This is a genomic window from Pseudomonas sp. S37 (genome assembly GCF_016658545.1).
GTDB lineage: Bacteria > Pseudomonadota > Gammaproteobacteria > Pseudomonadales > Pseudomonadaceae > Aquipseudomonas.
In genome coordinates, this window is record NZ_JACVZC010000102.1 from 1 (window position 1) to 24974 (window position 24974).

At 63.3% G+C, this 24974-nt stretch carries 22 protein-coding genes and 2 pseudogenes; 16 read left to right on the forward strand and 8 right to left on the reverse strand.

What is annotated here, in order from left to right; genetic code table 11:
- The first annotated feature begins 134 nt into the window (after positions 1 to 134).
- The 6 genes from IAE39_RS22990 to IAE39_RS23015 all read left to right on the forward strand — a co-directional run bounded on the left by IAE39_RS22990 (position 135) and on the right by IAE39_RS23015 (position 6507).
- A complete protein-coding gene (locus IAE39_RS22990) occupies positions 135 to 440 on the forward strand; it encodes a DUF3649 domain-containing protein (RefSeq protein ID WP_201206826.1) in 306 nt (101 codons plus the stop codon).
- Positions 437 to 2014, forward strand: coding sequence for a PepSY-associated TM helix domain-containing protein (locus tag IAE39_RS22995; RefSeq protein ID WP_201206827.1), 1578 nt, complete (start codon positions 437 to 439; stop codon positions 2012 to 2014). The genes IAE39_RS22990 and IAE39_RS22995 overlap by 4 nt, the downstream gene beginning before the upstream one ends.
- Positions 2014 to 2340, forward strand: coding sequence for a DUF3325 domain-containing protein (locus tag IAE39_RS23000; protein WP_201206828.1), 327 nt, complete (start codon positions 2014 to 2016; stop codon positions 2338 to 2340). The genes IAE39_RS22995 and IAE39_RS23000 overlap by 1 nt, the downstream gene beginning before the upstream one ends.
- A gap of 4 nt (positions 2341 to 2344) precedes the next feature.
- Positions 2345 to 2917: an RNA polymerase sigma factor gene (locus IAE39_RS23005; protein WP_201206829.1), complete on the forward strand. Its 573-nt coding sequence runs from the start codon at positions 2345 to 2347 to the stop codon at positions 2915 to 2917.
- Positions 2917 to 3900 (forward strand): FecR family protein, encoded by a 984-nt coding sequence (locus IAE39_RS23010; RefSeq protein WP_201206830.1) that lies wholly within the window; start codon positions 2917 to 2919, stop codon positions 3898 to 3900. Before IAE39_RS23005 ends, IAE39_RS23010 begins: the two co-directional genes overlap by 1 nt.
- Positions 3901 to 4116: 216 nt before the next feature.
- Positions 4117 to 6507, forward strand: coding sequence for a TonB-dependent siderophore receptor (locus tag IAE39_RS23015; RefSeq protein WP_201206831.1), 2391 nt, complete (start codon positions 4117 to 4119; stop codon positions 6505 to 6507).
- Between the two features lie 107 nt (positions 6508 to 6614).
- On the opposite strand, the gene IAE39_RS23020 is transcribed toward IAE39_RS23015, so the two are convergent.
- Positions 6615 to 7490: a helix-turn-helix domain-containing protein gene (locus IAE39_RS23020; protein ID WP_201206832.1), complete on the reverse strand. Its 876-nt coding sequence runs from the start codon at positions 7488 to 7490 to the stop codon at positions 6615 to 6617.
- A 262-nt stretch (positions 7491 to 7752) separates the two neighbouring features.
- Here IAE39_RS23020 and IAE39_RS23025 point away from each other — a divergent pair, with 262 nt between their 5' ends.
- A complete protein-coding gene (locus tag IAE39_RS23025) occupies positions 7753 to 8655 on the forward strand; it encodes a DMT family transporter (protein ID WP_201206833.1) in 903 nt (300 codons plus the stop codon).
- A 115-nt stretch (positions 8656 to 8770) separates the two neighbouring features.
- On the opposite strand, the pseudogene IAE39_RS23030 reads toward IAE39_RS23025, so the two are convergent.
- Positions 8771 to 8872: pseudogene (locus IAE39_RS23030) on the reverse strand (bifunctional glyoxylate/hydroxypyruvate reductase B); the annotation flags it as partial.
- Between the two features lies 1 nt (position 8873).
- On the opposite strand from IAE39_RS23030, the pseudogene IAE39_RS30175 reads away from it, so the two are divergent.
- Positions 8874 to 8966 (forward strand): annotated as a pseudogene (locus IAE39_RS30175) (EamA family transporter); the annotation flags it as partial.
- A 155-nt stretch (positions 8967 to 9121) separates the two neighbouring features.
- On the opposite strand, the gene IAE39_RS23035 reads toward IAE39_RS30175, so the two are convergent.
- The 3 genes from IAE39_RS23035 to IAE39_RS23045 form a co-directional block, all read right to left on the reverse strand.
- Positions 9122 to 10543: a hypothetical protein gene (locus IAE39_RS23035; RefSeq protein ID WP_201206834.1), complete on the reverse strand. Its 1422-nt coding sequence runs from the start codon at positions 10541 to 10543 to the stop codon at positions 9122 to 9124.
- A 240-nt stretch (positions 10544 to 10783) separates the two neighbouring features.
- Positions 10784 to 11758: a 2-hydroxyacid dehydrogenase gene (locus IAE39_RS23040; protein WP_201206835.1), complete on the reverse strand. Its 975-nt coding sequence runs from the start codon at positions 11756 to 11758 to the stop codon at positions 10784 to 10786.
- 178 nt (positions 11759 to 11936) lie between these two features.
- Complete coding sequence (locus IAE39_RS23045) at positions 11937 to 12884, reverse strand: LysR family transcriptional regulator (RefSeq protein WP_201206836.1); 948 nt, start codon at positions 12882 to 12884, stop codon at positions 11937 to 11939.
- Between the two features lie 191 nt (positions 12885 to 13075).
- Here IAE39_RS23045 and IAE39_RS23050 point away from each other — a divergent pair, with 191 nt between their 5' ends.
- The 4 genes from IAE39_RS23050 to IAE39_RS23065 are packed head-to-tail and all read left to right on the forward strand — an operon-like array spanning position 13076 to position 17855.
- Positions 13076 to 14605 carry an efflux transporter outer membrane subunit gene (locus IAE39_RS23050; RefSeq protein WP_201206837.1) on the forward strand — a complete coding sequence of 510 codons (1530 nt, stop codon included), beginning with the start codon at positions 13076 to 13078 and terminating at the stop codon, positions 14603 to 14605.
- Positions 14602 to 16779 carry an FUSC family protein gene (locus IAE39_RS23055; RefSeq protein ID WP_201206838.1) on the forward strand — a complete coding sequence of 726 codons (2178 nt, stop codon included), beginning with the start codon at positions 14602 to 14604 and terminating at the stop codon, positions 16777 to 16779. Before IAE39_RS23050 ends, IAE39_RS23055 begins: the two co-directional genes overlap by 4 nt.
- 4 nt (positions 16780 to 16783) lie before the next feature.
- Positions 16784 to 16984, forward strand: coding sequence for a DUF1656 domain-containing protein (locus IAE39_RS23060; RefSeq protein ID WP_009685040.1), 201 nt, complete (start codon positions 16784 to 16786; stop codon positions 16982 to 16984).
- A gap of 10 nt (positions 16985 to 16994) precedes the next feature.
- Positions 16995 to 17855 carry an efflux RND transporter periplasmic adaptor subunit gene (locus IAE39_RS23065; RefSeq protein WP_201206839.1) on the forward strand — a complete coding sequence of 287 codons (861 nt, stop codon included), beginning with the start codon at positions 16995 to 16997 and terminating at the stop codon, positions 17853 to 17855.
- A 226-nt stretch (positions 17856 to 18081) separates the two neighbouring features.
- Here IAE39_RS23065 and IAE39_RS23070 read toward each other — a convergent pair whose 3' ends face one another.
- The 3 genes from IAE39_RS23070 to IAE39_RS23080 all read right to left on the reverse strand — a co-directional run bounded on the left by IAE39_RS23070 (position 18082) and on the right by IAE39_RS23080 (position 19412).
- On the reverse strand, positions 18082 to 18549 hold the full coding sequence (locus tag IAE39_RS23070) for a type II toxin-antitoxin system YhaV family toxin (RefSeq protein WP_201206840.1): 468 nt from the start codon (positions 18547 to 18549) through the stop codon (positions 18082 to 18084).
- On the reverse strand, positions 18546 to 18872 hold the full coding sequence (locus tag IAE39_RS23075; protein ID WP_201206841.1) for a type II toxin-antitoxin system PrlF family antitoxin: 327 nt from the start codon (positions 18870 to 18872) through the stop codon (positions 18546 to 18548). The genes IAE39_RS23070 and IAE39_RS23075 overlap by 4 nt, the downstream gene beginning before the upstream one ends.
- Before the next feature lie 93 nt (positions 18873 to 18965).
- Positions 18966 to 19412, reverse strand: coding sequence for a universal stress protein (locus IAE39_RS23080; RefSeq protein ID WP_201206842.1), 447 nt, complete (start codon positions 19410 to 19412; stop codon positions 18966 to 18968).
- 262 nt (positions 19413 to 19674) lie between these two features.
- Between IAE39_RS23080 and IAE39_RS23085 the strand changes: the two genes are divergently transcribed.
- The 4 genes from IAE39_RS23085 (at position 19675) to IAE39_RS23100 (ending at position 24846) form a co-directional block, all read left to right on the forward strand.
- A complete protein-coding gene (locus IAE39_RS23085; protein ID WP_201206843.1) occupies positions 19675 to 20580 on the forward strand; it encodes a LysR family transcriptional regulator in 906 nt (301 codons plus the stop codon).
- A gap of 187 nt (positions 20581 to 20767) precedes the next feature.
- Entirely contained in the window at positions 20768 to 22309 is a 1542-nt protein-coding gene (locus IAE39_RS23090; protein ID WP_201206844.1) for an MFS transporter, read from the forward strand.
- 27 nt (positions 22310 to 22336) lie between these two features.
- Positions 22337 to 23398, forward strand: a complete 1062-nt coding sequence (locus IAE39_RS23095; RefSeq protein WP_201206845.1) for an HlyD family secretion protein — start codon at positions 22337 to 22339, stop codon at positions 23396 to 23398.
- Positions 23395 to 24846 (forward strand): efflux transporter outer membrane subunit, encoded by a 1452-nt coding sequence (locus IAE39_RS23100; RefSeq protein ID WP_201206846.1) that lies wholly within the window; start codon positions 23395 to 23397, stop codon positions 24844 to 24846. The genes IAE39_RS23095 and IAE39_RS23100 overlap by 4 nt, the downstream gene beginning before the upstream one ends.
- Positions 24847 to 24974 lie beyond the last annotated feature (128 nt).

The following is a 24974-nucleotide window of genomic DNA, read 5'->3' on the forward strand; positions in this document are numbered from 1 at the left end:
CCCGCCGCCCCCCCCCCCCCCCCCCCCCCCCCCCCCCCCCCGCTCCTACAAAAGCAGGCGCAGGCTTGAAGAGTTTTGCTTATGAGAATTGAAATCATTATTATTGCACCCCCGAAAACGCCCGGACCTTCGCCATGACGCGTAAAACCGCCGGCCTCCCGCTCAGCTATCGCCTGGCCGTGGCTTCACGCAGCCTGGCCGCGCTGTTGGGCGGCTACCTGCTGGCGTCCGTGGCCAGTGTCTGTGTCGCCCTGGTGGCCCCCATGCCCAAGGTCGATGCCACGCTCACCGGCCTGCTGCTATCGTTCGTCTTCTACCTGTTGGCGTTCATCTGGTGTTTCGCCTGCCGCAGCGCCTGGCGCGCGTGGCTGGGCGTGCTGGCGCCAAGCGTGCTGCTGGGCCTGATCAGCGGCGTTGCCTACTGGATGAAAAACCCATGAAAGAAGGCTTTCGCCAGGCCATGGCCTGGCTGCACACCTGGACCGGCCTGATCTTTGGCTGGCTGTTGTTCGCCATTTTCCTGACCGGCACGATGTCGTACTTCAAGGACGAGATCACTCACTGGACGCAGCCTGAAGTGCGCAGCCATGCACTCGACCCGGCGCACAGCCTGGCGATGGCCCAGCACTACCTGGAGGAAAATGCCGGGCATTCGGGCACCTGGTTCATCCGTATGCCCAATGCACGCGAAGCGGCCTTGAGCGTGGGTTATCGCGACCCCAATGGCGGGGGGCGCGGCTTTGTCAGCAAGACCCTCGATACCCAGACTGGCCAACCGGTAGAAGCTCGCGACAGCCGCGGTGGCGAGTTCTTCTACCGCTTCCATTTCCAGCTGCAGATGCCGTACCCGTTTGGCCGCTGGCTGTCGACGTTCTGCGCCTTCATCATGCTGCTGGGGCTGGTCACCGGCATCATCACCCACAAGAAGATCTTCAAGGAGTTCTTCACTTTCCGCCCCGGCAAGGGCCAGCGCTCCTGGCTGGACGGGCATAACGCCATTGGTGTGCTGGTGCTGCCGTTCCACCTGATGATCAGCTACAGCAGCCTGGTGCTGTTCATGTACATGGTGATGCCGGCGGGCATCATGGCCAGCTATGGCAATGACACCGAGAAGTACTTCAACGACCTGTTCGGCCGCAACGATGCGCCCAAGGCCGCCCAGCTGGCCACGCCGCTGGTCGCGCTGCCAGGCTTGTATGCCAAGGTGCAGGCGCTGCAGCCCGGTGCGCGTATTGGCAACATCCAGGTGCAGAACCCGGGCGACAGCAATGCACGGGTCACCTTCACCCAGTCGTCCGCCGACCACGTGGCCTACCGGCGTAGCGCCAACTGGACCTTCGATGGCGCCAGCGGTGCGCTGCTGGGCCAAGGCAAGCCGGAGAGCGGGGCCATGATGACCGCCTTCAGCTTCGCCGGCCTGCACATGGGCAACTTTGCCGGGCCTTGGCTGCGCTGGCTGTACTTCTTCTTTGGCATTGCCGGTACTGCGGTGATCGGCACCGGCCTGGTCATGTGGCTGGGCAAGCGCCAGCTCAAGCATGCCAAAAGCGAGCACATGCCGGGCGAGCTGCGCCTGGTCGAAGTGCTCAATATCGCCAGCATGAGCGGCCTGCTGCTGGCAGTGGCGGGCTTCTTCTGGGCCAACCGGCTTATCCCGGCCGCTGCCGAGGGCCGTTCCGACTGGGAGGTCAACGCCTTCTTCATCGCCTGGGGCCTGTCACTGGTACATGCCGTGCTGCGCAGCGGGCGGCGGGCATGGGGCGAGCAACTGGCACTGGGCGCACTGGCCTTTGCCTTGCTGCCAGTGCTCAATGGGCTGACCACCGACCGTGGCCTCAATCATTCGCTGGCGGCAGGTGACTGGGCTATGGCCGGCTTCGACCTGACCGCCTTGGGCACCGGGCTGTTCCTGGCCTGGCTGGCCAGCAAGATGCTGCGCAGCCCAAAACCCGTAGCCAAGCGTGCGACGCGTGCGGCAAAAAAGCCGCCGGCTGAACCTGCGGAGGCAAGCTGATGCTGGGTCACGCGTTAATCGCATTTGCCGGCTTCGTGGCCTTGTGCCTGGCCATGGAAAAACACTTCAGCGACCTGCTCGGGCGCAAGCCGCGGCCCGGGCAACTGCGCCTGTTGCGTATCGCCGGTTGGCTGCTGCTGGCGCTGTCGCTGGTCCTCAGCGTGCACCTGCGTGGCTGGGCCCATGGCCTGGTGGAATGGACGGCGGTGATGATGGCCGGGGTGACCCTGTGGGTGTTCGGCCTGCCGTACCAGCCACGCCTGCTGCTGGGCCTGGCCGCCGTCAGTGTGCTGCTGGGCCCGTTGCTGGCCGTGTTTGCCGTGTGAACCCTTGAGCGAGCACGGGGATATCAACGAGCCCGGCGCCGACAGCGCCGGCGGGCGGGCGCGTTTCGTCCAGGTGTTCCAGGCCCAGCGAGCGCGCATGGAAGCGCTGGTCAGCCGCCGGGTCGGTTGCCGCGCCACGGCATCGGACCTGGTCCAGGAATTGTTCCTGCGCTTCTGGCGCCGCCCCGAGGTCAAGGTCGAGGCGCTGGACACCTACCTGCTGCGCTGCGCCGGCAACCTGGCCATCGACCACCTGCGCAGCGAAGGCAGCCGCGAGCGTGTGGCCGAAGCGGCTGTGCCGGTGGATGAGGCGAGCATGGCCCTGGCCCCGGAGCAGGCCCTGGAGGTCGACCACGATTTGCAGCGCGTCGAGGCCGCCTTGCGCGCCTTGCCCGAGCGTACCCGGCAGATCTTCCTGCTCAACCGCGTCCACGGCTGCAAGTACGGCGAAATCGCCAAGGCCATGCAACTGTCCCAGAGCGCCGTGGAAAAGCATATGATGCGCGCCCTCGAAGCGTGCAAGGCGAGTATTGCCGAGCCCGCGCCCACCCCACGCCGGCCACGGAGTGCCCGTTGATGAGCCGTTTACCGCCGATCACCGAGGCGCAGTCGCAAGCGGCTTTGCAATGGCTCAGCCGCATCAACGAGCAGCCTGCGCAAGCCGAAGGGGCGGCGTTCAAGCGTTGGCTGCTGGCCGAGCCCGGGCACCGCGCAGCCTATGACCAGGCCCGGGCGCTATGGCAGAAGACCGCCGTGCCCGCGTCGCGCCTGGCTGAAGAAGAGCATGACAGCCTGCAACGTTATCTGGACGCCATGGCCAGGCCGGCAGCCAGGCACCCATGGCGTGCGCGGGTTGCGGCAATGGCGGTGGCTGCCTGCCTGGTGCTGGCCATCAGTGTTGCCGGTGGTTGGCACCCGGGCTATTGGCTGCAGGACCTGCAGGCCGACTACAGCAGTGCCGGGCAGGTTCGCCAGGTGACCTTGCAAGACCAGTCGCAGGTGACCCTGGATGCAGGGAGCGCGATAGCGGTCGACTTCAGCCACGGCGAGCGCCGTGTGCGCCTGCTGCATGGCGCGGCGTTTTTCCAGGTTACCCATACCGGCGCACCGTTCCTGGTCGAAGCAGGGGGTGGTGAGGTGCGGGTGCTGGGTACCCAGTTCGAGGTACGCGAGCAGGGCGAGGGCAGCCAGGTGACGGTGCGCAGCGGGCGGGTGGCGGTGAGCCCGGTAGCGGGCGACGTGGCGCGTGAGCTGACGGCCAACCAGCAGGTGGCCTATGGCGCGGGCCGGATGGGCGAAACTGTGGCGGTGGACAGCGACAACCGTCTGGCCTGGCGCCAGGGTTGGCTGAATTACTACCAGGTGCCGCTGGCACAGGTGGTCGAAGACCTGGGGCGTTATTACCCGGGGCGGATCCTGTTGCTGGATGGTGAACTGGGGCAGCGCAAGGTCAGTGGCAGTTTCCCGGTGGCCGAGCCACTGCTGGCGCTGGATTCGCTGGGCAAGGTGATGGGCTTTTCGCGGCAGACTGTTTTGGGGCGGTTGACGCTGATCCGGTAGTCGCATGTACCGGCCTCTTCGCGGGTAAACCCGCTCCCACAGGAATTGCACAGGTCTGAGAGCAGTGCTGTACCTGTGGGAGCGGGTTTACCCGCGAAGAGGCCGGCACAGAAAAAATATTTTCAAAAAGCGGATGAGGTAACAGGACGTGGCATCCGTGTAATGAGTGGTAGTGCGATTCATTCGCAGTAATATCCCTCTCACAGGTCAGCGTCCATGAAGTTCTCCCCGCGTTGCGTCCCCCTCTGGTTCGGCCTTGCCCTGTTGCCTGCCATCGCCGCCGCCCCCCAGGCCAGCGCTGCCGAGCAACAGCAGGCCTATGCCTTCGCCCAGCCGGCCCAGCCGCTGGCCCAGGCCCTCAATGCTTTCAGCCGCACCACGGGCCAAAGTGTGGTCTACACCGTCGAACTGCCCGGCGTGCAGGCCCCGGCGCTGAACGGCAGCTACAGTGCCGAGCAGGCGCTGCAGCAGCTGCTGGGCACTTCCGGCCTGGCCTGGCGGCGTATCGACGCGCGCACCCTGACCCTGGAAACGTTGGACACCTCGGGCGCCCTCAACCTGCAGGCCACTACCGTCACTTCGCAACTGGATGCCTTCAGCTACCAGCCCCCGGCCAGTGCCTCGATCATGCGCGGCCAGGGCCCGAACCAGGACATCCCCCAGGCCATCAACGTGGTCCCGGCCCAGGTCATCCGCGACCAGGCCCCGCGCAACCTCGACGATGCCCTGGCCAATGTCAGCGGCATCACCCAGGGCAACAACTTCGGCGGCACCTCCGACACGGTGATGAAGCGTGGGTTTGGCGACAACCGCGACGGCTCGATCATGCGCGATGGCATGCCCATCGTGCAGGGCCGCAGCCTCAACGCCAGCACCGAACGGGTCGAAGTGCTCAAGGGCCCGGCCTCGCTGCTGTACGGCATTCAGGACCCGGGCGGGGTGATCAACGTGGTCAGCAAGCGCCCGCAGCTTGAGCAGTACAACGCGCTGACCGGGCGTGGTTCGACCTATGGCAGTGGCAAGAACGGCAGTGGCGGCGGGTTCGACAGCACCGGTGCGCTGGGGGACAGCAACTTTGCCTATCGGCTGATCGTCGACCACGAAGACGAGGACTACTGGCGCAACTTCGGCGTGCACCGCGAATCGCTGGTGGCGCCGTCGTTGGCCTGGCTGGGTGAGGATACCCAGGTGGTAGTGGCCTATGAGCACCGCGAATTCCTTTACCCGTTCGACCGCGGCACGGCGTTTGGCAGCAACGGCCACCCGCTGGACATTCCAGCCACACGGCGCCTGGACGAGCCGTTCAACGACATGGAAGGGCGCTCCGACCTGTATCGCCTGGAGGTCGACCACCAGCTGGCCGATGACTGGAAGCTGCACTTCGGCTACAGCTTCAACCGCGAGACCTACGATGCCAGCCAGGTGCGCGTTACCGGGGTGAACGAGGCCAAGGGCACCCTGACCCGCAGCATAGACGGCACCCACAACGCCATGAGCCGTGACCAGTTCGCGACCTTGAGCCTGGCCGGCAACGTGCAGTTGGCCGGTATGCAGCACGACCTGCTGTTCGGCGTCGATCACGAAGACCGCAAGATTTTCCGGGGTGACCTGATCCGTCAGACCGCCCAGTCGACTTTCAGCTACGTGAACCCTGTCTACGGCCAGGAAGTAGAAGGTACTGCAGTACGTGCCAGCGACAGTGACCAGACCGACAAGCTGCGCACCGATGCGATCTTCCTGCAGGACGCACTACACCTGGACGATCACTGGATCCTGGTGGCGGGCGCGCGTTTCCAGCAATACGATCAGTACGCAGGCCGTGGCCGCCCATTCAAGGCCAACACCGATACCAGTGACCAGGCCTGGGTACCGCATGCCGGTATCGTCTACAAGGTCGACGACCAACTGTCGTTCTACGGCAGCTACAGCGAGTCGTTCAAGCCCAACTCCAGCATCGCACCGCTCACCGGCGGTGTGGTGCTGGATTCGTCGGTAGCCCCGGAGGAAGGCAAGTCGTGGGAGGTGGGGGCCAAGCTCGATATGCCAGGCAGCCTGACCGGTACCCTGGCGCTGTTCGACATCACCAAGCGCAATGTGCTGGTGGCCAACTTCGACAGTGGTACTGGCGAAACGCTTTACAGTAATGCGGGTGAAGTCAATTCACGTGGTGTCGAACTGGACCTGACCGGCCAGCTTGGCGAGCGCTGGAGCCTGATCGGCAGCTATGCCTTCACCGATGCCAAGGTGACCAAGGACCCGGACCTGAAAGGCAACCGCCTGCAGAACGTGGCCCGCCACACCGGCTCGCTGTCGGCGGTGTACGACTACGGCAGCCTGTTCGGCGGTGACCGCCTGCGTATCGGCACGGGGGCGCGCTATGTGGGGGAGCGAAGCGGCAACTCGACCAACACCTTCGACCTGCCGTCCTATACCGTGGCTGATGCCTTTGCCAGTTACGAGACCAGGCTGGACGAGCACAAGGTGCTGTTGCAGTTGAACGTGAAGAACCTGTTCGACAAGGTGTACTACAGCTCGGCGGTGAACCAGTACTTTGTGGCGGTTGGGGATGCGCGGCAGGTGAGCCTGTCCAGTACCTTTGAGTTCTGAGTCGGCCTGTACCGGCCTCTTCGCGGCTAAAGCCGCTCCTACAGGACAGCGTTGCCACGGAGAATGGCGTTGCCATGGAGAATGGCGCGGTCCCTGTGGGAGCGGCTTCAGCCGCGAATGGCCAGACGGTACTCGCCTGGTGTGGCTCCCAACGCCTGGCGGAACCGGTTGCTGAAATGACTGGCACTGGCAAACCCGCACACCAGGGCAATTTCCCCCAATGGCATCACCCCCAGCCGCAACAACTGGCAAGCCCGGTGCAGCCGCCGGGCCAGCAGGTACTGGTGCGGCGGTAGCCCGAAACTGGCGCGGAACATGCGCGCAAAGTGGTATTCGGACAGGTTGCAGCGCAGCGCCAACTCGCCCAGAGTCATCGGCTGGTCCAGGTGCGCCTCGATGTAGTCGACCAGTTGCCGGCGCAGGTTGGGTGCCAGCCCGCCTTTCAGGCGCAGGCCCTGGCGCAGCCCGACCTGGCTGAGCAGCGCATGGTCGACGATCTCATGCGCCAGGCTGCTGGCCAGCAGGCGCTCGCCGGGTTCGTCCCAGTCCAGGGTGATCAGCTGGCGAAAGCGCAGGGCCTGCTGCGGGTCGTCGAGGAAGGTCGCTTCCTGCAACTGCAATTCGCGTGGCTCACGGTCGAGCAGGCGAACGCAGCCGAGGGCGAACTGCGCTTCGCTGACGTACAGGTGCGCCAGGCGGATCTCACCGTTCACCACCCAGTTCGATTCCTGGCCGGCCGGCATGACGCACAGCTTGTCGGGTGCGCCTTTGTCGGCCGGGCGCTGGCGGCGGAAGGTGCCGGTACCGTCGGCGATGTAGCACGACAGGGTGTGATGGCTCGGCGCCTGATAGTCGCGGGCATCGTTGCGGTTGCTCCACAACGCCGCCGACAGCCCGTCGCCCAGGTGCGCGCTCAGCTCCAGGCGGGCGTGGGGCGAGGCGTGCATGGCATTGAACACTTGCAGCTGAGTGAATGGCGTCATGGCGGGTTCCTCTGAAGCCCATCCTACTGCGCCTTGGGCTTGCGTACAGCCACCAGGCGGACAAATGCGCAAGTTTGTGCAAGCGCAAAGTGCCGGGCAGGGCGAACACTGATTGCACTGGCGAGGGCTGTGCCCTCGATTCGCGGCTAAAGCCGCTCCTACGGGGACCGTGTCTGTTTCGAGAGGGGCGCGGTCCCTGTGGGAGCGGCTTTAGCCGCGAAGCGCCGGGCACCGATCTCGAAAGGCCCAAGGAATCACCGCCATGAACCTGTCTCTCTACCTGCTCACCGTTTTGATCTGGGGCACTACCTGGATCGCCCTGAAACTGCAACTGGGCGTGGTCGCCATCCCGGTCTCGATCGTCTACCGCTTCGCCCTGGCCGGCCTGATCCTGTTTGCCTTCCTGCTGCTCACCCGCCGCCTGCAGCCGATGAACAAGCGCGGTCACCAGATCTGCCTGGCCCAGGGCCTGTGCCTGTTCTGCGTCAACTTCATCTGCTTCCTCAGCGCCAGCCAGTGGATCGCCAGCGGCCTGATCGCCGTGGTGTTTTCCACCGCCACGCTGTGGAATGCGCTGAATGCGCGAATCTTCTTCGGCCAGAAAATCGCCAGCAATGTGCTTGGCGGCGGCGCCCTGGGCCTGCTTGGGTTGGGCCTGCTGTTCTGGCCCGAGCTTTCGCACCACGCGGCCAGCCGCGAGACCCTGTACGGGCTTGGTCTGGCCCTGCTCGGCACGCTGTGCTTTTCAGCCGGCAATATGTTGTCGAGCATGCAGCAGAAAGCCGGGCTCCGGCCCATGACCACCAATGCCTGGGGCATGGTCTACGGCGCGTTGATGCTGGGTACGTTCTGCGTGGTCAGCGGCGTGCCGTTCAGCATGGAGTGGAATGCGCGGTATATCGGCTCGCTGTTGTACCTGGTGGTGCCGGGGTCGGTAATAGCCTTTACGGCCTACCTGACCCTGGTCGGGCGCATGGGGCCGGAGCGGGCAGCGTACTGCACGGTGCTGTTCCCGTTGGTGGCGTTGAATGTGTCGGCGGTGGCCGAGGGGTATCAATGGACGGCGCCGGCGTTGCTGGGGCTGGTGGCGGTGATGGCGGGGAATGTGCTGGTGTTTCGCAAGCCCAAGGCCCAGGTGGCTGAGGGAGTTGTGGTGGCCAAATAGGTAATGGGTTGCCTGTACCGGCCTCTTCGCGGGTAAACCCGCTCCTACAAGGTATTGCGATCCGTTGTAGGAGCGGGTTTACCCGCGAAGAGGCCGGTGCAGGCAGTCGAGACTATCAGCCCTTCCACACCTGCGGGTTCACCAGGTCCCGCGGCCGCTCACCCAGCAGCGCCGCATGCAGGTTGTCCATCGCCCGATTGGCCATGGCCTTGCGGGTGGCATCCCTGACCCTGGTCGGGCGCATGGGGCCTGAGCGGGCAACGTACTGCAAGGTGCTGTTCCCGCTGGTGGCTGGGAATGTGCTGATGTTCTGCAAGCAACGGACCAATGTCAACGGAGTGTTAACGGCTTGCAAGCAATGACTTTGCATAGGTAGCGGCCTTAATCTTAGAGATATGCGGAGCACTTGATTTCACTGTGTATCTGAGCTGTCTGCAAAGAATCCGAGATAAGGCCGCTGTGCTATTTAATAGTTGGTCATCTCGAGAAACTCATCAACGCTGGTTAAAGAGATGGGAATGATTTCGCAAGCCTCTATGCGTAAGCCTGGGACAGGTTCTGTGACAGCAGAAATCACAGAAAACAAGGAGCCACCAGTGGCTTTTGGGATGAAAGTACCGTCGTTATTTACGTGGCCAGTGCCATGAACGACTTTCCAATCGACTTTGTCAGCGGGTATTTCACTTCCATTGATAATTAATGTCAGCTGAAGGTTGTTAAGTTTTTTGGAGAATTTCAAAATCCCGACAGGTTTTTCGGGTCGCGTTACGAAAACGGACTCGTACAGCTGGCCTTCAATTTCCGTTGTAGCGACATCAATATAAAAATCGCGTGTGTTAGGTGAGCGGTAAATCCAATCATCACCTTGAGGCGCCAGCGTGCCTTGGCTGCCCGGTTTAAGTTTCCATTCCACTTTCACAGGAGGAAGTGGGAATACTGATAGTTTAGTGGTGCCTCCGCTGTACGTTGCAGCTGATAGCGGGTAGAGATCATATGTCGCGATGGTTGCCGTTGGGGCTGTTGCTTTTTTAGATTCGAGACGATAGGCAGCAACGTGATCTTTCGGGGTGTCTGTACGTGCTAGTTCGATCGAATAAGCCTGATGTGGAGCCAGTAAACGAGGCAGTTGCGCCATATCCGCAGGGGCCACTGAAGGGCTCGCCCTGCGGTCCACCAAAGATGTGGCGGTCCGGCCTTCGACCTGGAATGATTGATCCCTAGGAATTCCACCGGCTTGCCCAAGATTAATCAAGGCAATTACTTGGTCATTTTTACTGTCCACGTGAGTTGTGAAAGATAGCGGTTTGATGATACCCCCGCTTTCAGGAGTGAAACGTCCGAGGTCTACAGTTTTGTCGGGCTTTCTTTTAAAGTATTCTTCGTAAAGGCCGGCCAAGTCATTATTGTGTGAGCCCTTGATTTCGTATGCGGCATCGTCCCACTGGAGGGCTACATTGTTTTCAGAAGTATAATTCAGGCGGGGTTCGTGGGTGTGGATGTAAAGCGTAGAGGTTGGTGACTGCGTCAGGTTTATTGAGGTGATTTTTGCGCTAGGTGAACCTTCTTCTTTGCGAAGACTGCAGACGGCTTGGGACTGAATGCGACAGCGTAAAGTGACATTATCTTCGGGTTTCAAGCGGTCAAAGTTTAGGAAGGGCCGCTCCAGTCTGCTGTTTAAGTATAAAGCGTTTACCCCGCCGCTTCGGAGGTTCGTTTTGACGTGTTCTGTTACCTCTGGAGGCGCTGAATTTTCAAGGTCAGCCCAACTCTGGTTAAGAGTATCGATATCACTGGCAACCAGTGCGCTCCACCCATACAACCTGAGGCCTGACTCGGCGGGGGTGGTCGCCCAGGTTACAAAATCATCAAAGCTCTTTTTCGTGGACATGATGCTTGCCTCGGCTGATTGAAGGGTTTTCAGCTTATGGGCAGTTTTGGGTCAGGCCAACTGGCAAAATTACTAGTTGCATGACGAGTTTTGGTGTTGCTAACGGCCAGTTGCGAGATCGGTAAAGTGTGAACGGGTTGCTGGAGATGGCCAGCACGGCCAGGTGATTCTGTTGCAACTCCTGCTTAAATCGGCGTGAGATGCAGGCAAGCTTGAGTGACCAAGCTGCCTGCAAAGATATCAGCCCTTCCACACCTGCGGGTTCACCAGATCGCGCGGCCGCTCACCCAGCAGCGCCGCACGCAGGTTGTCCATCGCCCGGTTGGCCATGGCCTCGCGCGTTTCAGCCGTGGCCGAGCCAATGTGCGGCAAGGTCAGCGCATTGGGCAGCTTGAACAGCGGCGAATCGCTCAGCGGCTCTTTCTCGTACACATCCAGCCCGGCGCCGCGAAGGGTGCCGTTCTGCAGCGCCTCGATCAGCGCGGCCTCATCCACCACCGGCCCACGGGCGATGTTGATCAAAAACGCGCTTGGCTTCATCAACTTCAGCTCGCGGGTGCTGATCAGCTTGCGGGTAGCATCGGACAACGGCACCACAATGACCACAAAGTCGGCTTCGGCCAGCAGCTGATCCAGGCTGCGGAACTGCGCGCCCAGCTCTTGCTCCAGCGCGGTCTTGCGGCTGTTACCGCTGTACAGGATCGGCATGTTGAAGCCGAAACGGCCACGGCGCGCCACCGCTGCACCAATGTTGCCCATGCCGACGATGCCCAGGGTCTTGCCATGCACATCGCTGCCGAAATGGGCCGGGCCCACGGTGGCCTGCCAGTTGCCGGCCTTGGTCCAGGCATCCAGCTCGGCGGTACGGCGGGCGCAGCCCATGACCAGCGAGAAGCCCAGGTCGGCAGTGCTTTCGGTGAGTACATCCGGGGTATTGGTCAGGGCGATGCCGCGTTCGTTGAAGTAGTCCAGGTCGTAGTTGTCGTAGCCGACCGACACGCTGGACACCACCTCCAGTTTGGCTGCGCCCTCAAGCTGGGCGCGGCCGAGCTTGCGGCCAACGCCGATCAGGCCATGGGCCTCGGGCAGGGCTTCGTTGAACTGGGCGTTGATGTCGCCCAGCTTGGGGTTGGGCAGGATAACGTTGAAGTCTTGCTGCAGGCGCTCGGCCATGGCCGGGGTGATACGGCTGAAGGCCAGGACGGTCTTTTTCATCGGGCTACTTCTCTGCAAGGCGTGGGGGCGGTGGGGGCTTCTTCGCGGGTGAACCCGCTCCCACAGGGAGCGCACAGGCCCGAGGGCTGCGCTGTACCTGTGGGAGCGGGTTCACCCGCGAAGAGGCCGGCAATGGTTAGCAACCTACCATTGTCCGCCCCCGCAATGCAGCAGCTTTTTAGTTGGCGATCAGCACCTGATGGGTTTTCAGGTCCGCCTCATGCGCCGCCAGAATCTCCGGCAGCGAGTTGCGCAGGTACTCGACCCAGGTCTTGATCTTGGCGTCCAGGTACTGCCGCGACGGGTAGATGGCGTACAGGTTCAACTCCTGCAGGCGGTACTCGGGCAGTACCCGCACCAGGCTGCCGTCACGCAGGCCGTCTATCGCCGAATAGATCGGCAGCACGCCCACGCCCATGCCACTGCGAATGGCCGTCTTCATGGCGTCGGCAGTGTTGACCATGAACGGCGAACTGGTGATGTTGACCATCTCCTGGCCTTCCGGGCCGTCGAACAGCCACTTTTCCAGCGGGATCACCGGGCTGACCATACGCAGGCAAGCGTGCTTGAGCAGGTCGGCAGGCTTGTTCGCCCCGCCGTGGCGGGCAATGTAGTCGGGCGAAGCGCAGACGATGCTGTAGGTGATGCCCAGGCGCTGCGAGACGAACCCCGAGTCGGGCAGCTCGGTGGCCAGCACGATGGACACGTCGTAGCCCTCGTCGAGCAGGTCGGGCACGCGGTTGGCCATGGTCAGGTCGAAGGTGACGTCGGGGTGCGATTCGCGGTAGCGGGCGATGGCATCGACCACGAAATGCTGGCCGACACCGGTCATCGAATGCACTTTCAGCTGCCCGGCCGGGCGTGCATGGGCGTCGCTGGCCTCGGCCTCGGCTTCTTCCACGTAGGTAAGAATCTGTTCGCAACGCATCAGGTAGCGCTTGCCGGCCTCGGTCAGCGCAATGCGGCGGGTGGTACGGTTGAGCAGCCTTGTTTGCAGATGGGCTTCCAGGTTGGAGACCGCCCGCGACACGTTCGCGGTGGTCGTATCCAGTTGCGCCGCAGCGGCAGTAAAGCTGCCTAATTGGGCTACGCAACTGAAAGCACGCATGTTTTGCAGGGTGTCCATGGGTCACTCTCGATGTAGAGGACAAAATTGTGTCACGAAGTAACGCAAAAGTTATGAAAACTTGCCTTCGACCAAAGGCGGATTATCGCTGTTTTGGTAACAAAGATTCGCAGGAATCTGCGCTTATCGCCAGTGCTGCAGCCCCCTAGAATTGCCCGGCCCCCTCACCACTTCCTCGGGAAATCGCAGCTGTGCCGCGTCGCATCATCAGAACGCTCAATGCGTTCAGTGCCTGTGCCCTTGCCCTCACCTTGAGCGGCTGTATCGGAACCTGGGGCATTGCCCCGCAAAGCAAGACGCTGCAAGCCAATACCTTGACCACCGACGCGGCCATTCGCGAAGCCGCAACCGACGCCCACTGGCCCGACCAGCAGTGGTGGCACGCCTATGGCGACCCTCAGCTGGACCGCTGGCTGGCCCTGGCCGTGGCCGGCAGCCCGAGCCTGGCCATGGCTGCAGCGCGGGTGCGCGAAGCCAAGGCCATGGCCGGTGTGGTCGAGTCGGCTGAAAAGCTCCAGGCCAACGGCCAGGCCACGCTCAAGCGCCACAACTGGCCTGAAGACCAGTTCTACGGCCCTGGCGCGCTGTCCGGTGCCAACACCTGGGACAACAACGCTGCCATCGGCTTCAGCTACGCCCTCGACTTGTGGGGCCGTGAGCGCAATGCCAGCGAGCAGGCCGTGGACCAGGCGCACATGAGCGTGGCCGAAGCCCGCCAGGCGCAGCTGGAACTGCAGAACAACGTGGTGCGTGCCTACATCCAGCTGAGCCTGCACTTTGCCCAGCGCGATATCGTCAAGGCCGAACTGGAACAGCAAGAGCAGATTCTGGCCCTGGCCAAGCGCCGCCTGGATGCCGGTATCGGTACCCACTTCGAAGTCAGCCAGGCCGAAGCGCCGCTGCCGGAAACCCACCGTCAGCTCGACAGCCTTGACGAAGAAATCGCCCTGACCCGCAACCAGTTGGCGGCCTTGGCTGGCAAAGGCCCGGGGGAGGGCGCGCAGTTGCAGCGCCCGACCCTTGCCCTGGCCGCACCGCTGAAACTGCCGTCCAACCTGCCTGCCGAACTGGTCGGCCAGCGCCCCGACGTGGTCGCCAGCCGCTGGCAGGTGGCCGCGCAGGCGCGTGGCATCGACGTCGCCCACGCCGGGTTCTTCCCCAACGTCGACCTGGTTGGCAGCCTGGGCTTCATGGCCACTGGCGGCGGCCCGCTGGAGTTCCTCACCGGGCGCAAGTTCAACTACAACGTCGGCCCGGCCATCAGCTTGCCGATCTTCGACGGTGGCCGCCTGCGTTCGCAACTGGGCGTGGCTTCGGCCGGTTACGACGTGGCCGTGGCGCGTTACAACCAGACCGTGGTCGGTGCGCTGAAGAACATCTCCGACCAGTTGATCCGCCGCGAGTCGATGAAAGAGCAGTCGCACTTTGCCGCCGAGTCGGTCGCCGCTGCGCAGAAAACCTACGACATCGCCATGGTCGCCTTTCAGCGTGGCCTTACCGACTACCTCAATGTGCTCAATGCGCAGACCTTGCTGTTCCGCCAGCAGCAGGTGCAGCAGCAGGTGCAGGCCGCGCGGCTGATCGCCCATGCCGAACTGGTCACTGCCCTGGGCGGCGGCCTGCAGGCTGGCCAGGATGTGCCTGAAGAAAAACGCCAAGCCGCGCCTAAAACCCCGGCGACCCTGGCCATTTTCGACAAGCAGCCGGATAACGCCGAATGAGCACTTCCAGTTTGCCCGTGCGCTGGCTGCAAAGCCTGGAATGGCGCCGGGGCTTCTTTGCCTGGGCGCGCACCGACGGCGTCACTTGGGTGTACATCTTCAAGGTGCTGGCCGCCGCGTTCATCACCCTGTGGCTGGCCATGCGCCTGGAGCTGCCGCAGCCGCGCACGGCAATGATCACCGTGTTCATCGTCATGCAGCCGCAAAGCGGCCATGTGTTCGCCAAGAGTTTCTACCGGGTGCTTGGCACGCTGGCAGGTTCGGCAATGATGGTGGCGCTGATCGCCATCTTCCCGCAGAACACCGAGCTGTTCCTGCCCAGCCTGGCGCTGTGGGTGGGGCTGTGCTCGGCCGGTGCCATGCGCTACCGCACCTTCCGTGCCTATGGTTTTGTGCTGGCCGGCTACACCGCTGCGATGATCGGCCTGCCGGTGCTGCAGCACCCCGACCAGGCGTTCATGGCGGCGGTATGGCGGGTGCTGGAAATTGCCCTGGGCATCCTGGTGTCGACCTTTGTCAGCGCCGCAATCCTGCCGCAGTCGGCCAGTGCTGCCATGCGCAACGCCCTGTACCAACGCTTTGGCGTGTTCGCCGGGGTGGTGGTCGAGGCCCTGCGCGGCGACAGTCAGCGTGACCGTTTCGAAAGCAGCAACGTGCGTTTCATTACCGAGGCGGTGGGCCTTGAAAGCCTGCGCAACGTCACCGCCTTCGAAGACCCGCATATGCGCCGCCGCTCTGGTCGCCTGGTGCGGATGAACAGCGAGTTCATGGCCATCACCACCCGCTTCAACGCCTTGCACCGCTTGCTGGAACGCCTGCGTGCGCGTGGCCCGCTGCAGATCGTCAGTGCCATCGAACCGGGCCTGAATACCTTGGTGGAGCTGTTGCAACCCTACGTGGGCCGGGCGCTGACCGACGCCGATGCGCTGCGCCTGACCCTGGAGCTGGCCGCCTACAAGGAAGGCCTGCAGGCCCAGGTGCGCGGCCTGCGTGCCGAGTACCTGGCGACCGCGCCCAGCGAGGCTGACCAACTCGACTTCCACACCGCATTCGAGCTGCTGTACCGCTTCGTCGACGAAATGCTCAGCTACGCCGAAACCCACGCCTCGCTGGCCGCGCACAAGCACGAGCGCGAGCAATGGGACGAACCCTACGTGGCACAGACCAGCTGGCTGGTGTCGGCCGCCGCCGGGGTGCGCGCCTCGGCAGTGCTGTTGCTGCTGGGCAGCTACTGGCTGCTCAGCGACTGGCCCAGCGGCGCCATGATGACCCTGATCGCCACGGTTACCGTGGGCCTTTCTGCTGCCTCACCAAACCCCAAGCGTATGTCGTTCCAGATGGCCTGCGGCACGGCCATTGGCGCCTTCGTCGGCTTCTTCGAAACCTTCTTCGTGTTCCCCTGGATCGATGGTTTCCCGCTGCTGTGCATGGTGCTGGCGCCGGTGTTCGTGCTCGGTGCATTCCTGTCGTCTCGGCCCGCCTACGCGGGCTACGGCATCGGCCTGCTGGTGTTCTTCGCCATTGGCTCGGTACCCAACAACCTCACTGTGTATGACCCGTACAGCTTCATCAACGACTACATCGGCATGGTCATCGGCATGTTCGTCTGTGCCGCGGCCGGGGCGATCATCCTGCCGCCCAACAGCCGCTGGCTGTGGAGCCGCCTGGAGCAAGCGCTGCGCGAACAGGTGCTGTTGGCCATCAGCGGCCGCCTGCGCGGTATCGGCACGGCCTTCGAAAGCCGCACCCGCGACCTGCTGCACCAGGCCTATGGCCTGGCAGCCGGCAAGCCGCAAGTACAGAGCGAGCTGATGGGCTGGATGTTCACCGTGCTGGAAATAGGCCACGCCGTCATCGAGCTGCGCAAGGAGCAGGCCCGCGCACCGGTGCACCCGGCCTATGCCGAGTCGCAGCCTTGGCGCCAGGCCATCCGCGTGATGGGCCGTGCCCTGGCGCGGCTGTTCCTGCAGCCCAGCGCCAGCAACCACGAACGTGCGCTGGTGGCGGTGGACCACGCCATCGCCCGCGTGCAGGCCACCGACGAGCCGTTCGCCCGGCACTTCGACACCTCGGTCCTGCGCCGTGCGCAAAGCTACCTGCACTTCATCCGTTCTTCCCTGCTTGACCCACAGTCGCCGCTGGTACCGGCGAAAGGACTGCACGATGCTCCCTGAAAGCATGCCCCGTGAAATCGCCTTCCATGGCGTGTACATGCCCACCATGACCCTGATGTTCCTGTTCGCCCTGGGCCTGGCCTGGGGCCTGGACCGGTTCATTGCCAGCCATGATGGCTACCGCTTCTTCTGGCACCCGGCGCTGCTGCGCCTGAGCCTGTTCGTCTGCCTGTTCGGCGCCATGGCGCTTACTGTCTACTGGTGAGAAACCTTCGATGAAAAAGTTCTTCAGCCTGATCGCCACCCTGCTGGTGCTGGTCGCTGCCGTGGCCATCGGTCGCCAGTTGTGGCTGCACTACATGACCACCCCATGGACCCGTGACGGCCGGGTGCGTGCCGACATCATCAACGTTGCCGCCGACGTGCCGGGTTATGTGGTGGACGTACCGGTCAAGGACAACCAGCGGGTGAAGAAGGGCGACCTGCTGATCCAGATCGACCCCGAGCACTACCAACTGGCCGTCGACCAGGCCAAGGCGCTGGTCGCCTCGCGCAAGGCCACCTGGGACATGCGCAAGGTCAATGCCAAGCGCCGTGCCGACATGGACAACCTGGTGATCTCCAAGGAAAACCGCGACGACGCCAGCAACATCGCCAACTCCGCCCAGGCCGACTATCAGCAAGCCCTCGCCGAACTGGCTGCCGCAGAGCTGAACCTCAAGCGCACCCACATCGTGGCCACGGTGGACGGCTATGTGACCAACCTGAATATCCACAAGGGCGACTACGCGCGCACGGGTGAAGCAGTGATGGCGGTGGTCGACGAGAATTCGTTCTGGGTGTACGGGTTCTTCGAAGAAACGAAACTGCCGCACGTGAAAGTGGGCGACCAGGCCGAGTTGCAGATGATGAGCGGCGAGCGCATCAAGGGCCATGTGGAGAGCATCGCCCGCGGCATCTATGACCGCGACAACCCGCAGAGCCGCGAGCTGATTGCCGACGTGAACCCGACCTTCAACTGGGTACGCCTGGCGCAGCGGGTGCCGGTGCGCATTCACATTGATGAAGTGCCGGAAGGGTTTTTGCTGGCGGCGGGGACGACGTGTACGGTGGTGGTGAAGCCGAGCGAGGGGTGACCTGCGGCGCCATTCTGGCCCACAGGAACTGCACCGCCTTTGAATACAGCTCTGGACCTGTGGGAGCGGGCATGCCCGCGAAGAATCCAACGCGTGGCTGGCACCGGCTGCGCCGGTGTTCGCGGCGGTTCGACGCCTCGACGCGCCCGCTCCCACTCCCACTCCCACTCCCACAAGGTACGCTGTGCGCCTGCCCGTGTTAGCTGTTGCGCATGCGCGATTGGGCTCAATCGCCCAGAGACTCTCGGAGTAACTGGTCCCAATCGTCTGGTGGATGGCCAGTTAGCAGCATCTTCTGAAAAACCTTGTAAGCGTCGTCGCTGCTGTCGTAGGCGCGCTTGCTCGACTCATCATTGACCCAGGCCAGCACGATGATCTTGCTGGCAGTGTGATAGCGAAAGAACAAGCGGTATTGCTGGAAGAACTTCGCCCTGAACCAGTGCTTGTGATCACCGCCAAGCGTTGCACCCTGGCGGTACTCAGGTTTTGTCGGGTCTTGAGGGATTACATCAAACGCTAACCGCTTGATGGCTGCCAGCCGCTTATAAGCATTCTTTTTCGTGTAACCCGTTGGGTCCTTCTGCATCTGGACCTGAACTTGAACGCTCAGTGCGTCGAGCTTGGCCAGGAACAGCGGGTGGGCAAATACAGTCCATCCATGAATAACCAGAGGCGTCTTTTTCGCATCACTCATTCATCATCCGCCGACAGAGGTTGATCCAGATCGACCTCCGCGTCGCCGACAAGCTTGTCGAGGCGCGCGATGAGGTCAGCATCGACAACCTGCAGCCGTTGAGGATTTGTTGCGATGTCGTGGGCCAGAAAACTCAGGAACTGGCCCAGCACCGGATCATCCTCGGTTGCCTCTGCGCGGGTGAGTATCACCCCGCCGTCAGGGCGAATCGAGTAATGAATCTTGTCACGTTTTTTCAAACCCAAGGCACGACGCACGGTTTCAGGAACGGTGGTCTGGTAACGATCGGTCAGCGTGGACTCGACTTCGAAGGTGGTAGCCATAGCGCATGTCCATTGAGGTCCATCAACGTCCATCAAGGTAATGCGATTGCATTGTCTGGTCAATGCAAACGCATTACCCGGCTGATCAGCGGTTCACGCCGCCCCCACCAACACCGGCACCTCAACCCGATCAATCACCTTGGCACTGATCGACGGGTCCAGCAACCGGCCCAGCCGCGACAGGTGGCGGTGGCCCATGATGATCAGCTCGCAGTTCAACTCCTGTGCCTTGGCCACGATGGCCTCGACCGGTTGCCCGGCTACCATGCAGCCCTGGCTGGCGAAGCCGGCCTGTTGCAACTCGGCAACCGCCTTGGCCACCGCGTCGTCGGCCTGGTGCTGCTCCTCGCAGGCGGCGGGGTATTCCTCCAATTCTTCTGCGGTGTAGGGCGCGGGTTGCTCGTGCACGGCGAAGGTGGAATCGATGGCCAGCAGCACGTGCAGTTCGTGCTCGGCGGGGCGGCAGTAGCGGCGGGCGAGGGTGAGCAGGGCGGTGGAGGCGGGGGAAGCATCGATGGCGATCAGGACGGGGCTGGGCATACAGGATCCTTGATGGAATGTAGTGGTCTGGGCCGGCCTCTTCGCGGGAGAACCCGCTCCCACAGTGACTGCACAGGTTCTGAATACTGTAGTGAACCTGTGGGAGCGGGTTTACCCGCGAAGAGGCCGAACCTGCCATACATTATTCTTGGCTCAAACCTCACCCAGAATAAATGCCCCACCACGCACGAGCGCATTGCGCCTGGTGCAATCCAGCAACCTGCTACCATCGCCCTTCCCACAGCTGTAACGGAAAACGGCCATGCAACTCCCGGACATGAACCTGCTCGTCGCCCTCGATGCCCTGCTCGACGAAGGCAGCGTGGTGGGTGCGGCGCAACGCATGAACCTGAGCCCGGCGGCCATGAGCCGGACGCTGGGGCGCATTCGCGATGCCCTGGGTGACCCGATCCTGGTGCGCGCCGGCCGTGGTCTGGTGCCGACACCACGGGCGCTGGCGCTGCGCGAGCAGGTACATGGCCTGGTGGAGCAGGCCGGGCAAGTGTTCCGCAGCCGTGACGATGTTGACCTGGTCAACCTGGACCGGGCCTTCAACATCCGCACCAATGACCTGTTCATCGCCCTGTACGGTGCCCAGTTGCTGCGCATGATGCTGGCCCAGGCACCGCGCACGGTGCTGCGTTTTGTGCCGGAAGGCAGTGGCGACGATGACGCGGTGCTGCGTAACGGCCAGATCGACCTGATCATCAGTTCAGCTGTCGAACTGGGCCCGGAAATCAAGGTACAGAGCCTGTTCAATACCTACTTCGTGGGCTTGGCGCGTGAAGGGCACCCCATCTTCAATGCGCCGATTACTCCGCAGCGCTTTGCCGCCTACCCACAGATCAGCGTGTCACGCCGCGGGCGCGCCAACGGGCCGATCGACTTGGCGCTGGCCGCCCACAAGGTGGAGCGGCGGGTGGCACTGATTACCACAAGCTTCCATTCAGCCATGTTTTCGTTGCCGGACTCGGACCTGATCCTGCCCATACCGGCCAACATCCTTAACAGTGTGAACAGGCTGAAACTGCCGTTGCGGTCTTTCGAGATCCCCGTGCCGCTGGAAAAGGTCAACGTGAAGCAGGCTTGGCACCCGCGCTTCGACAATGACCCGGCTCACCGCTGGCTGCGGCAGACGCTTAAGGCCTGTGGGGGGATTGACCCTTGAAACCGGGTTGGATTCTTCGCGGGTAAACCCGCTCCTACAGGGTCGCTGTACCCGCGCACCAGGCCACTCGATTTCAAGGTGGATTGCGTCTGACGCAACATAACACTACCGAGAATTCAGTTTTCGTCAGCATTCCACCTTCTTAGACTTGCTCCAGTCGTAAATTTGTTGCTGGAGATGTCTTCCCATGAGTTCCCTGTCCGCCCCGTCTGCCGCCATTGCCGCCGCCCCCGCGCCGGCAGCGCCTGCGCAAACGGCGTTCGGCCTGCAGGTGGTGGTCGGGCTGTTCGGTGTGCTGCTGGCCGTGCTGTGTGCCGGCCTCAACGAGTCGGTGACCAAGATTTCCCTGGCCGACATCCGCGGGGCCATGGGCATCGGTGCCGACGAAGGCGCCTGGCTGCTGGCGGTGTACAGCGCCGCTTCGGTTTCGGCCATGGCCTTTGCGCCCTGGCTGGCCACCACCTTCTCGCTGCGCCGCTTCACCATGAGCGCCATTGGCCTGTTCGCCGTGCTCGGCCTGCTGCAACCGTTCGCCCCCAACCTGCACAGCCTGATGCTGTTGCGCGTGCTGCAGGGCTTTGCCTCTGGCGCCTTGCCGCCGATGCTGATGAGCGTGGCCCTGCGCTTCCTGCCGCCGGGCATCAAGGTCTACGGCCTGGCCTGTTACGCCCTAACCGCCACCTTCGGCCCCAACCTAGGCACACCACTGGCCGGGCTGTGGACCGAGTACGTCGGTTGGCAGTGGGCGTTCTGGCAGATCATCCTGCCTTCGGCACTGGCCATCTTCTGCGTCGGCTGGGGCCTGCCCCAGGACCCGCTACGCCTGGAGCGTTTCAAACAGTTCGACTGGCGCGGCGTGCTGCTCGGCCTGCCGGCCATCAGTTGCATCGTGTTGGGCCTGTCGCTGGGTGATCGCTGGGGGTGGTTCGACTCGCCACTGATCTGCTGGCTGCTCGGCGGTGGCCTGCTGTTGCTGGTGCTGTTCATGTACAACGAATGGTCCGAGCCGCTGCCGTTCTTCCAGCTGCGTATGCTGTCGCGGCGCAACTTGAGTTTCGCCCTGGTGACGCTGGCCGGCGTGTTGATCGTGTTGTCCGGTGTGGGCAGCATTCCGTCGGCCTACTTGGCGCAGATCCAGGGTTACCGCCCGGCGCAGACCAGTCCGTTGATGATGCTGGTGGCCATGCCGCAGCTGATTGCCCTGCCGCTGACCGCAGCGCTGTGCAACATCCGCGCAGTGGACTGCCGCTGGGTGCTGGGCATTGGCCTGGCGATGCTGGCGGTGTCCTGCGTGGGCAGCAGCCTGCTGACCAGCGAGTGGATCCGTGGCGACTTCTACCCGTTCTACCTGCTGCAGGTGTTCGGCCAGCCAATGGCGGTGCTGCCACTGCTGATGCTGTCGACCAACGGCATGACCCCGCAGGAAGGCCCGTTCGCCTCCAGCTGGTTCAACACCGTAAAAGGCCTGGCGGCGGTGATCGCCGGTGGCCTGCTGGATGCCTTGGGCACCCTGCGCCGGCACTTTCATTCCAACCACCTGGTGGACAGCCTGGGCAACGCCCCGCTGGTCGACGGTAATGCCGCTGGCCTGGCCAAGCGCATCCACGACCAGGCGCTGGTGCTGACCTCGGCCGACCTCTACCTGGTCATGGCCGGCATCGCCGTGGCCCTGATCTGCCTGATTCCTTTCGTGCCTACCCGGGTCTATCCGCCGCGTGCGGTGGCCTGAACCCTGGATGAATTCGAGACCCCTGAAATGACCAACAACCGCAAAACCCTGTTCATCGGCTCGGTGCTGGCCGTGGCTGTCCTGGCTGGCATCGTCGGCCCGTGGATGCTCGGCAGTGACCACCGCCAGAGCACCAATGACGCCTATGTGATCGCCGACTACACCGTGGTCGCGCCAAAGGTGGCAGGCTTCATCAAGGAAGTGCTGGTGGAGGATAACCAGCTGGTCACGGCCGGCCAGTTGCTGGCGACCATCGACGCCCGTGACTACCAGGCCGCACTGGACGCCGCACAGGCGCAGTTGCTGGTGGCCCAGGCGCAAAGTGCCGATGCCCGCGCCACCCTTGAACGCCAGGCTGCACTGATTGCCCAGGCCGAAGCCGCCGTGAAAGCCGCCCAGGCCGAAGCGGCGTTCGCCGACCACGAGGTCAACCGCTACAGCCGCCTGGCCGAGCAGGGCGCGGGTACCGTGCAGAACGCCCAGCAGGCGCGCAGCGGGGTCGACCAGGCCCGCGCCCGCCTGGCCAATGCGCAGGCCGCGCTGGTGGCGGCGCGCAAGCAGGTGGACATCCTTACCGCACAAGTGGCCAGTGCCGATGGCCAGCTCAAACGCGCCGAAGCGGGCCTGGAAAAGGCCCAGCTCGACCTGTCCTACACCCGCATCACCGCGCCGGTAGACGGCATGGTCGGCGAGCGCGCCCTGCGTGTCGGTGCCTACGTCAACCCGGGCACGCGCCTGCTGTCGGTGGTGCCATTGCAACAGGCCTATGTGGTTGGCAACTTCCAGGAAACCCAGCTGACCCACGTGCAGCCTGGCCAACCGGTGAGCATCAGCGTCGACACCTTCTCCGGTGAAAAGCTGCAAGGCCATGTGGAAAGCATCGCTCCGGCCACCGGCGTGACCTTCGCTGCAGTCAAGCCAGACAATGCCACGGGTAACTTCACCAAGGTGGTGCAGCGCATCCCGGTGAAGATCGTCTTCGATGATGGCCAGCCGCTGCTCAGCCGCCTGCGTGTGGGCATGTCGGTGGAAGCGACCATCGATACCCGTGGCGACAAGCTGGATGGCAAAGAGGTAAGCGCACGATGAAACCGGCATTACGCTTGAGCCCGTTGCTGCTGGCCGCACTCATGGCCGGTTGCACCATGGGCCCGGACTTCCTGCGCCCCGACAGCCAGGCACCGCAACAGTGGGCGCCACTGCAAGGCGAGGCAGCGGCCAGCCAGCCGCAGGTCGAGCCGCTGGAACTGCGCTGGTGGGAAACCTTCCACGATGCCCGCCTGAGTGCCTTGATCCAGCGGGTTGCCGAGCGCAACCTCGACCTGCAGATGGCCAGTGCGCGACTGCTGCAAAGCCGTGCCCTGCGCAGTACCGTGGCCGCAGACGAAGTGCCGTCGGTGAATGTGAACGCCGGCTACAGCCGCGCCCGCAACAGTGCCGAAGGCCTGAGCGACCCGTCCGGCAAGGCGGGTAAAGAAGCCTTCAATCTGTGGCAGGGCGACCTGGTGGCCGGTTGGGAGCTGGACTTGTGGGGCCGCGTGCGGCGCCAGGTCGAAGCTGCCGATGCCACGGTCGAAGTGGCCGAGAACGACCGCCGCGGCGTGCTGCTGGCCTTGCTGTCGGAAACCGCCGGCAACTACATCCAGCTGCGTGCGGTGCAGCACACTATCGATGTGACCCAGGACAACCTCAAGGTCGCCCAGCACAGCCTGAAACTGTCTGAAAGCCGCCAGGCCGAAGGCGTCGCAACCCGGCTGGATGTGGCCCAGGCCAGCGCCCAGGTCGCCTCGATCGAGTCGCGCCTGCCCAGCCTGGAAGCCCGCCGCGATGACCTGATCAACGCCCTCAGCCTGCTCGCCGCCGAGCCACCGCGCAGCTTGCAGGCCGAATTGTTGAAGGGCGGCGAGCTGCCCGCACCGCAGCAAAAGTTTGCTATCGGCTTGCCGTCCGAGCTGGCCGAGCGCCGCCCGGACATCCGCCAGGCCGAAGCCCGCCTGCATGCTGCCACTGCCAGCATTGGTGTGGCCAAGGCAGACTTCTACCCGAGCATCCGCCTGTCGGGCAGCATGGGCTTCCAGGCCATGCAGCTGTCCGACTTCGGTGGCTGGGATTCGCGCCGTTTCGCTTTCGGGCCGCAGTTGTCGTTGCCGATTTTCGAAGGCGGCCGGCTCAAAGGCACCTTGCAACTGCGCGAGGCGCAGCAGCAGGAAGCGGCGCTGAACTACCGCAAGGTGGTGTTGGGTGCCTGGCATGAAATCGACGATGTGCTACGCCTGTACAACGCCAGCCAGTTGCGTCGTGACCATTTGGCCGAAGCCGTGCGGCAGAACCGCATCGCACTGGAAACTGCTCAGCGCCAGTATGTGGAAGGGGCGGTGGACTTTCTCAACGTGCTGACGGTGCAGGGTGCCTTGCTGGCCAGCGAGGAACAGTGGATCGACAGCTCGGCGGCGGTGTCGCAGGCGTTGGTGGGGCTGTACAAGGCGTTGGGTGGTGGCTGGCAGGCGTTTGATGAGCAGCCGGTGAAGAAAGCGTAAAGGCAGGGGCCGCTTTGCGGCCCATCGCGACACAAGGCCGCTCCTACAGGCGAACGCGATCCCCTGTAGGAGCGGCCTTGTTCTGGTCAAGTTTTTCCGGACACCGATTACGGTGATCAAGCCGCCTG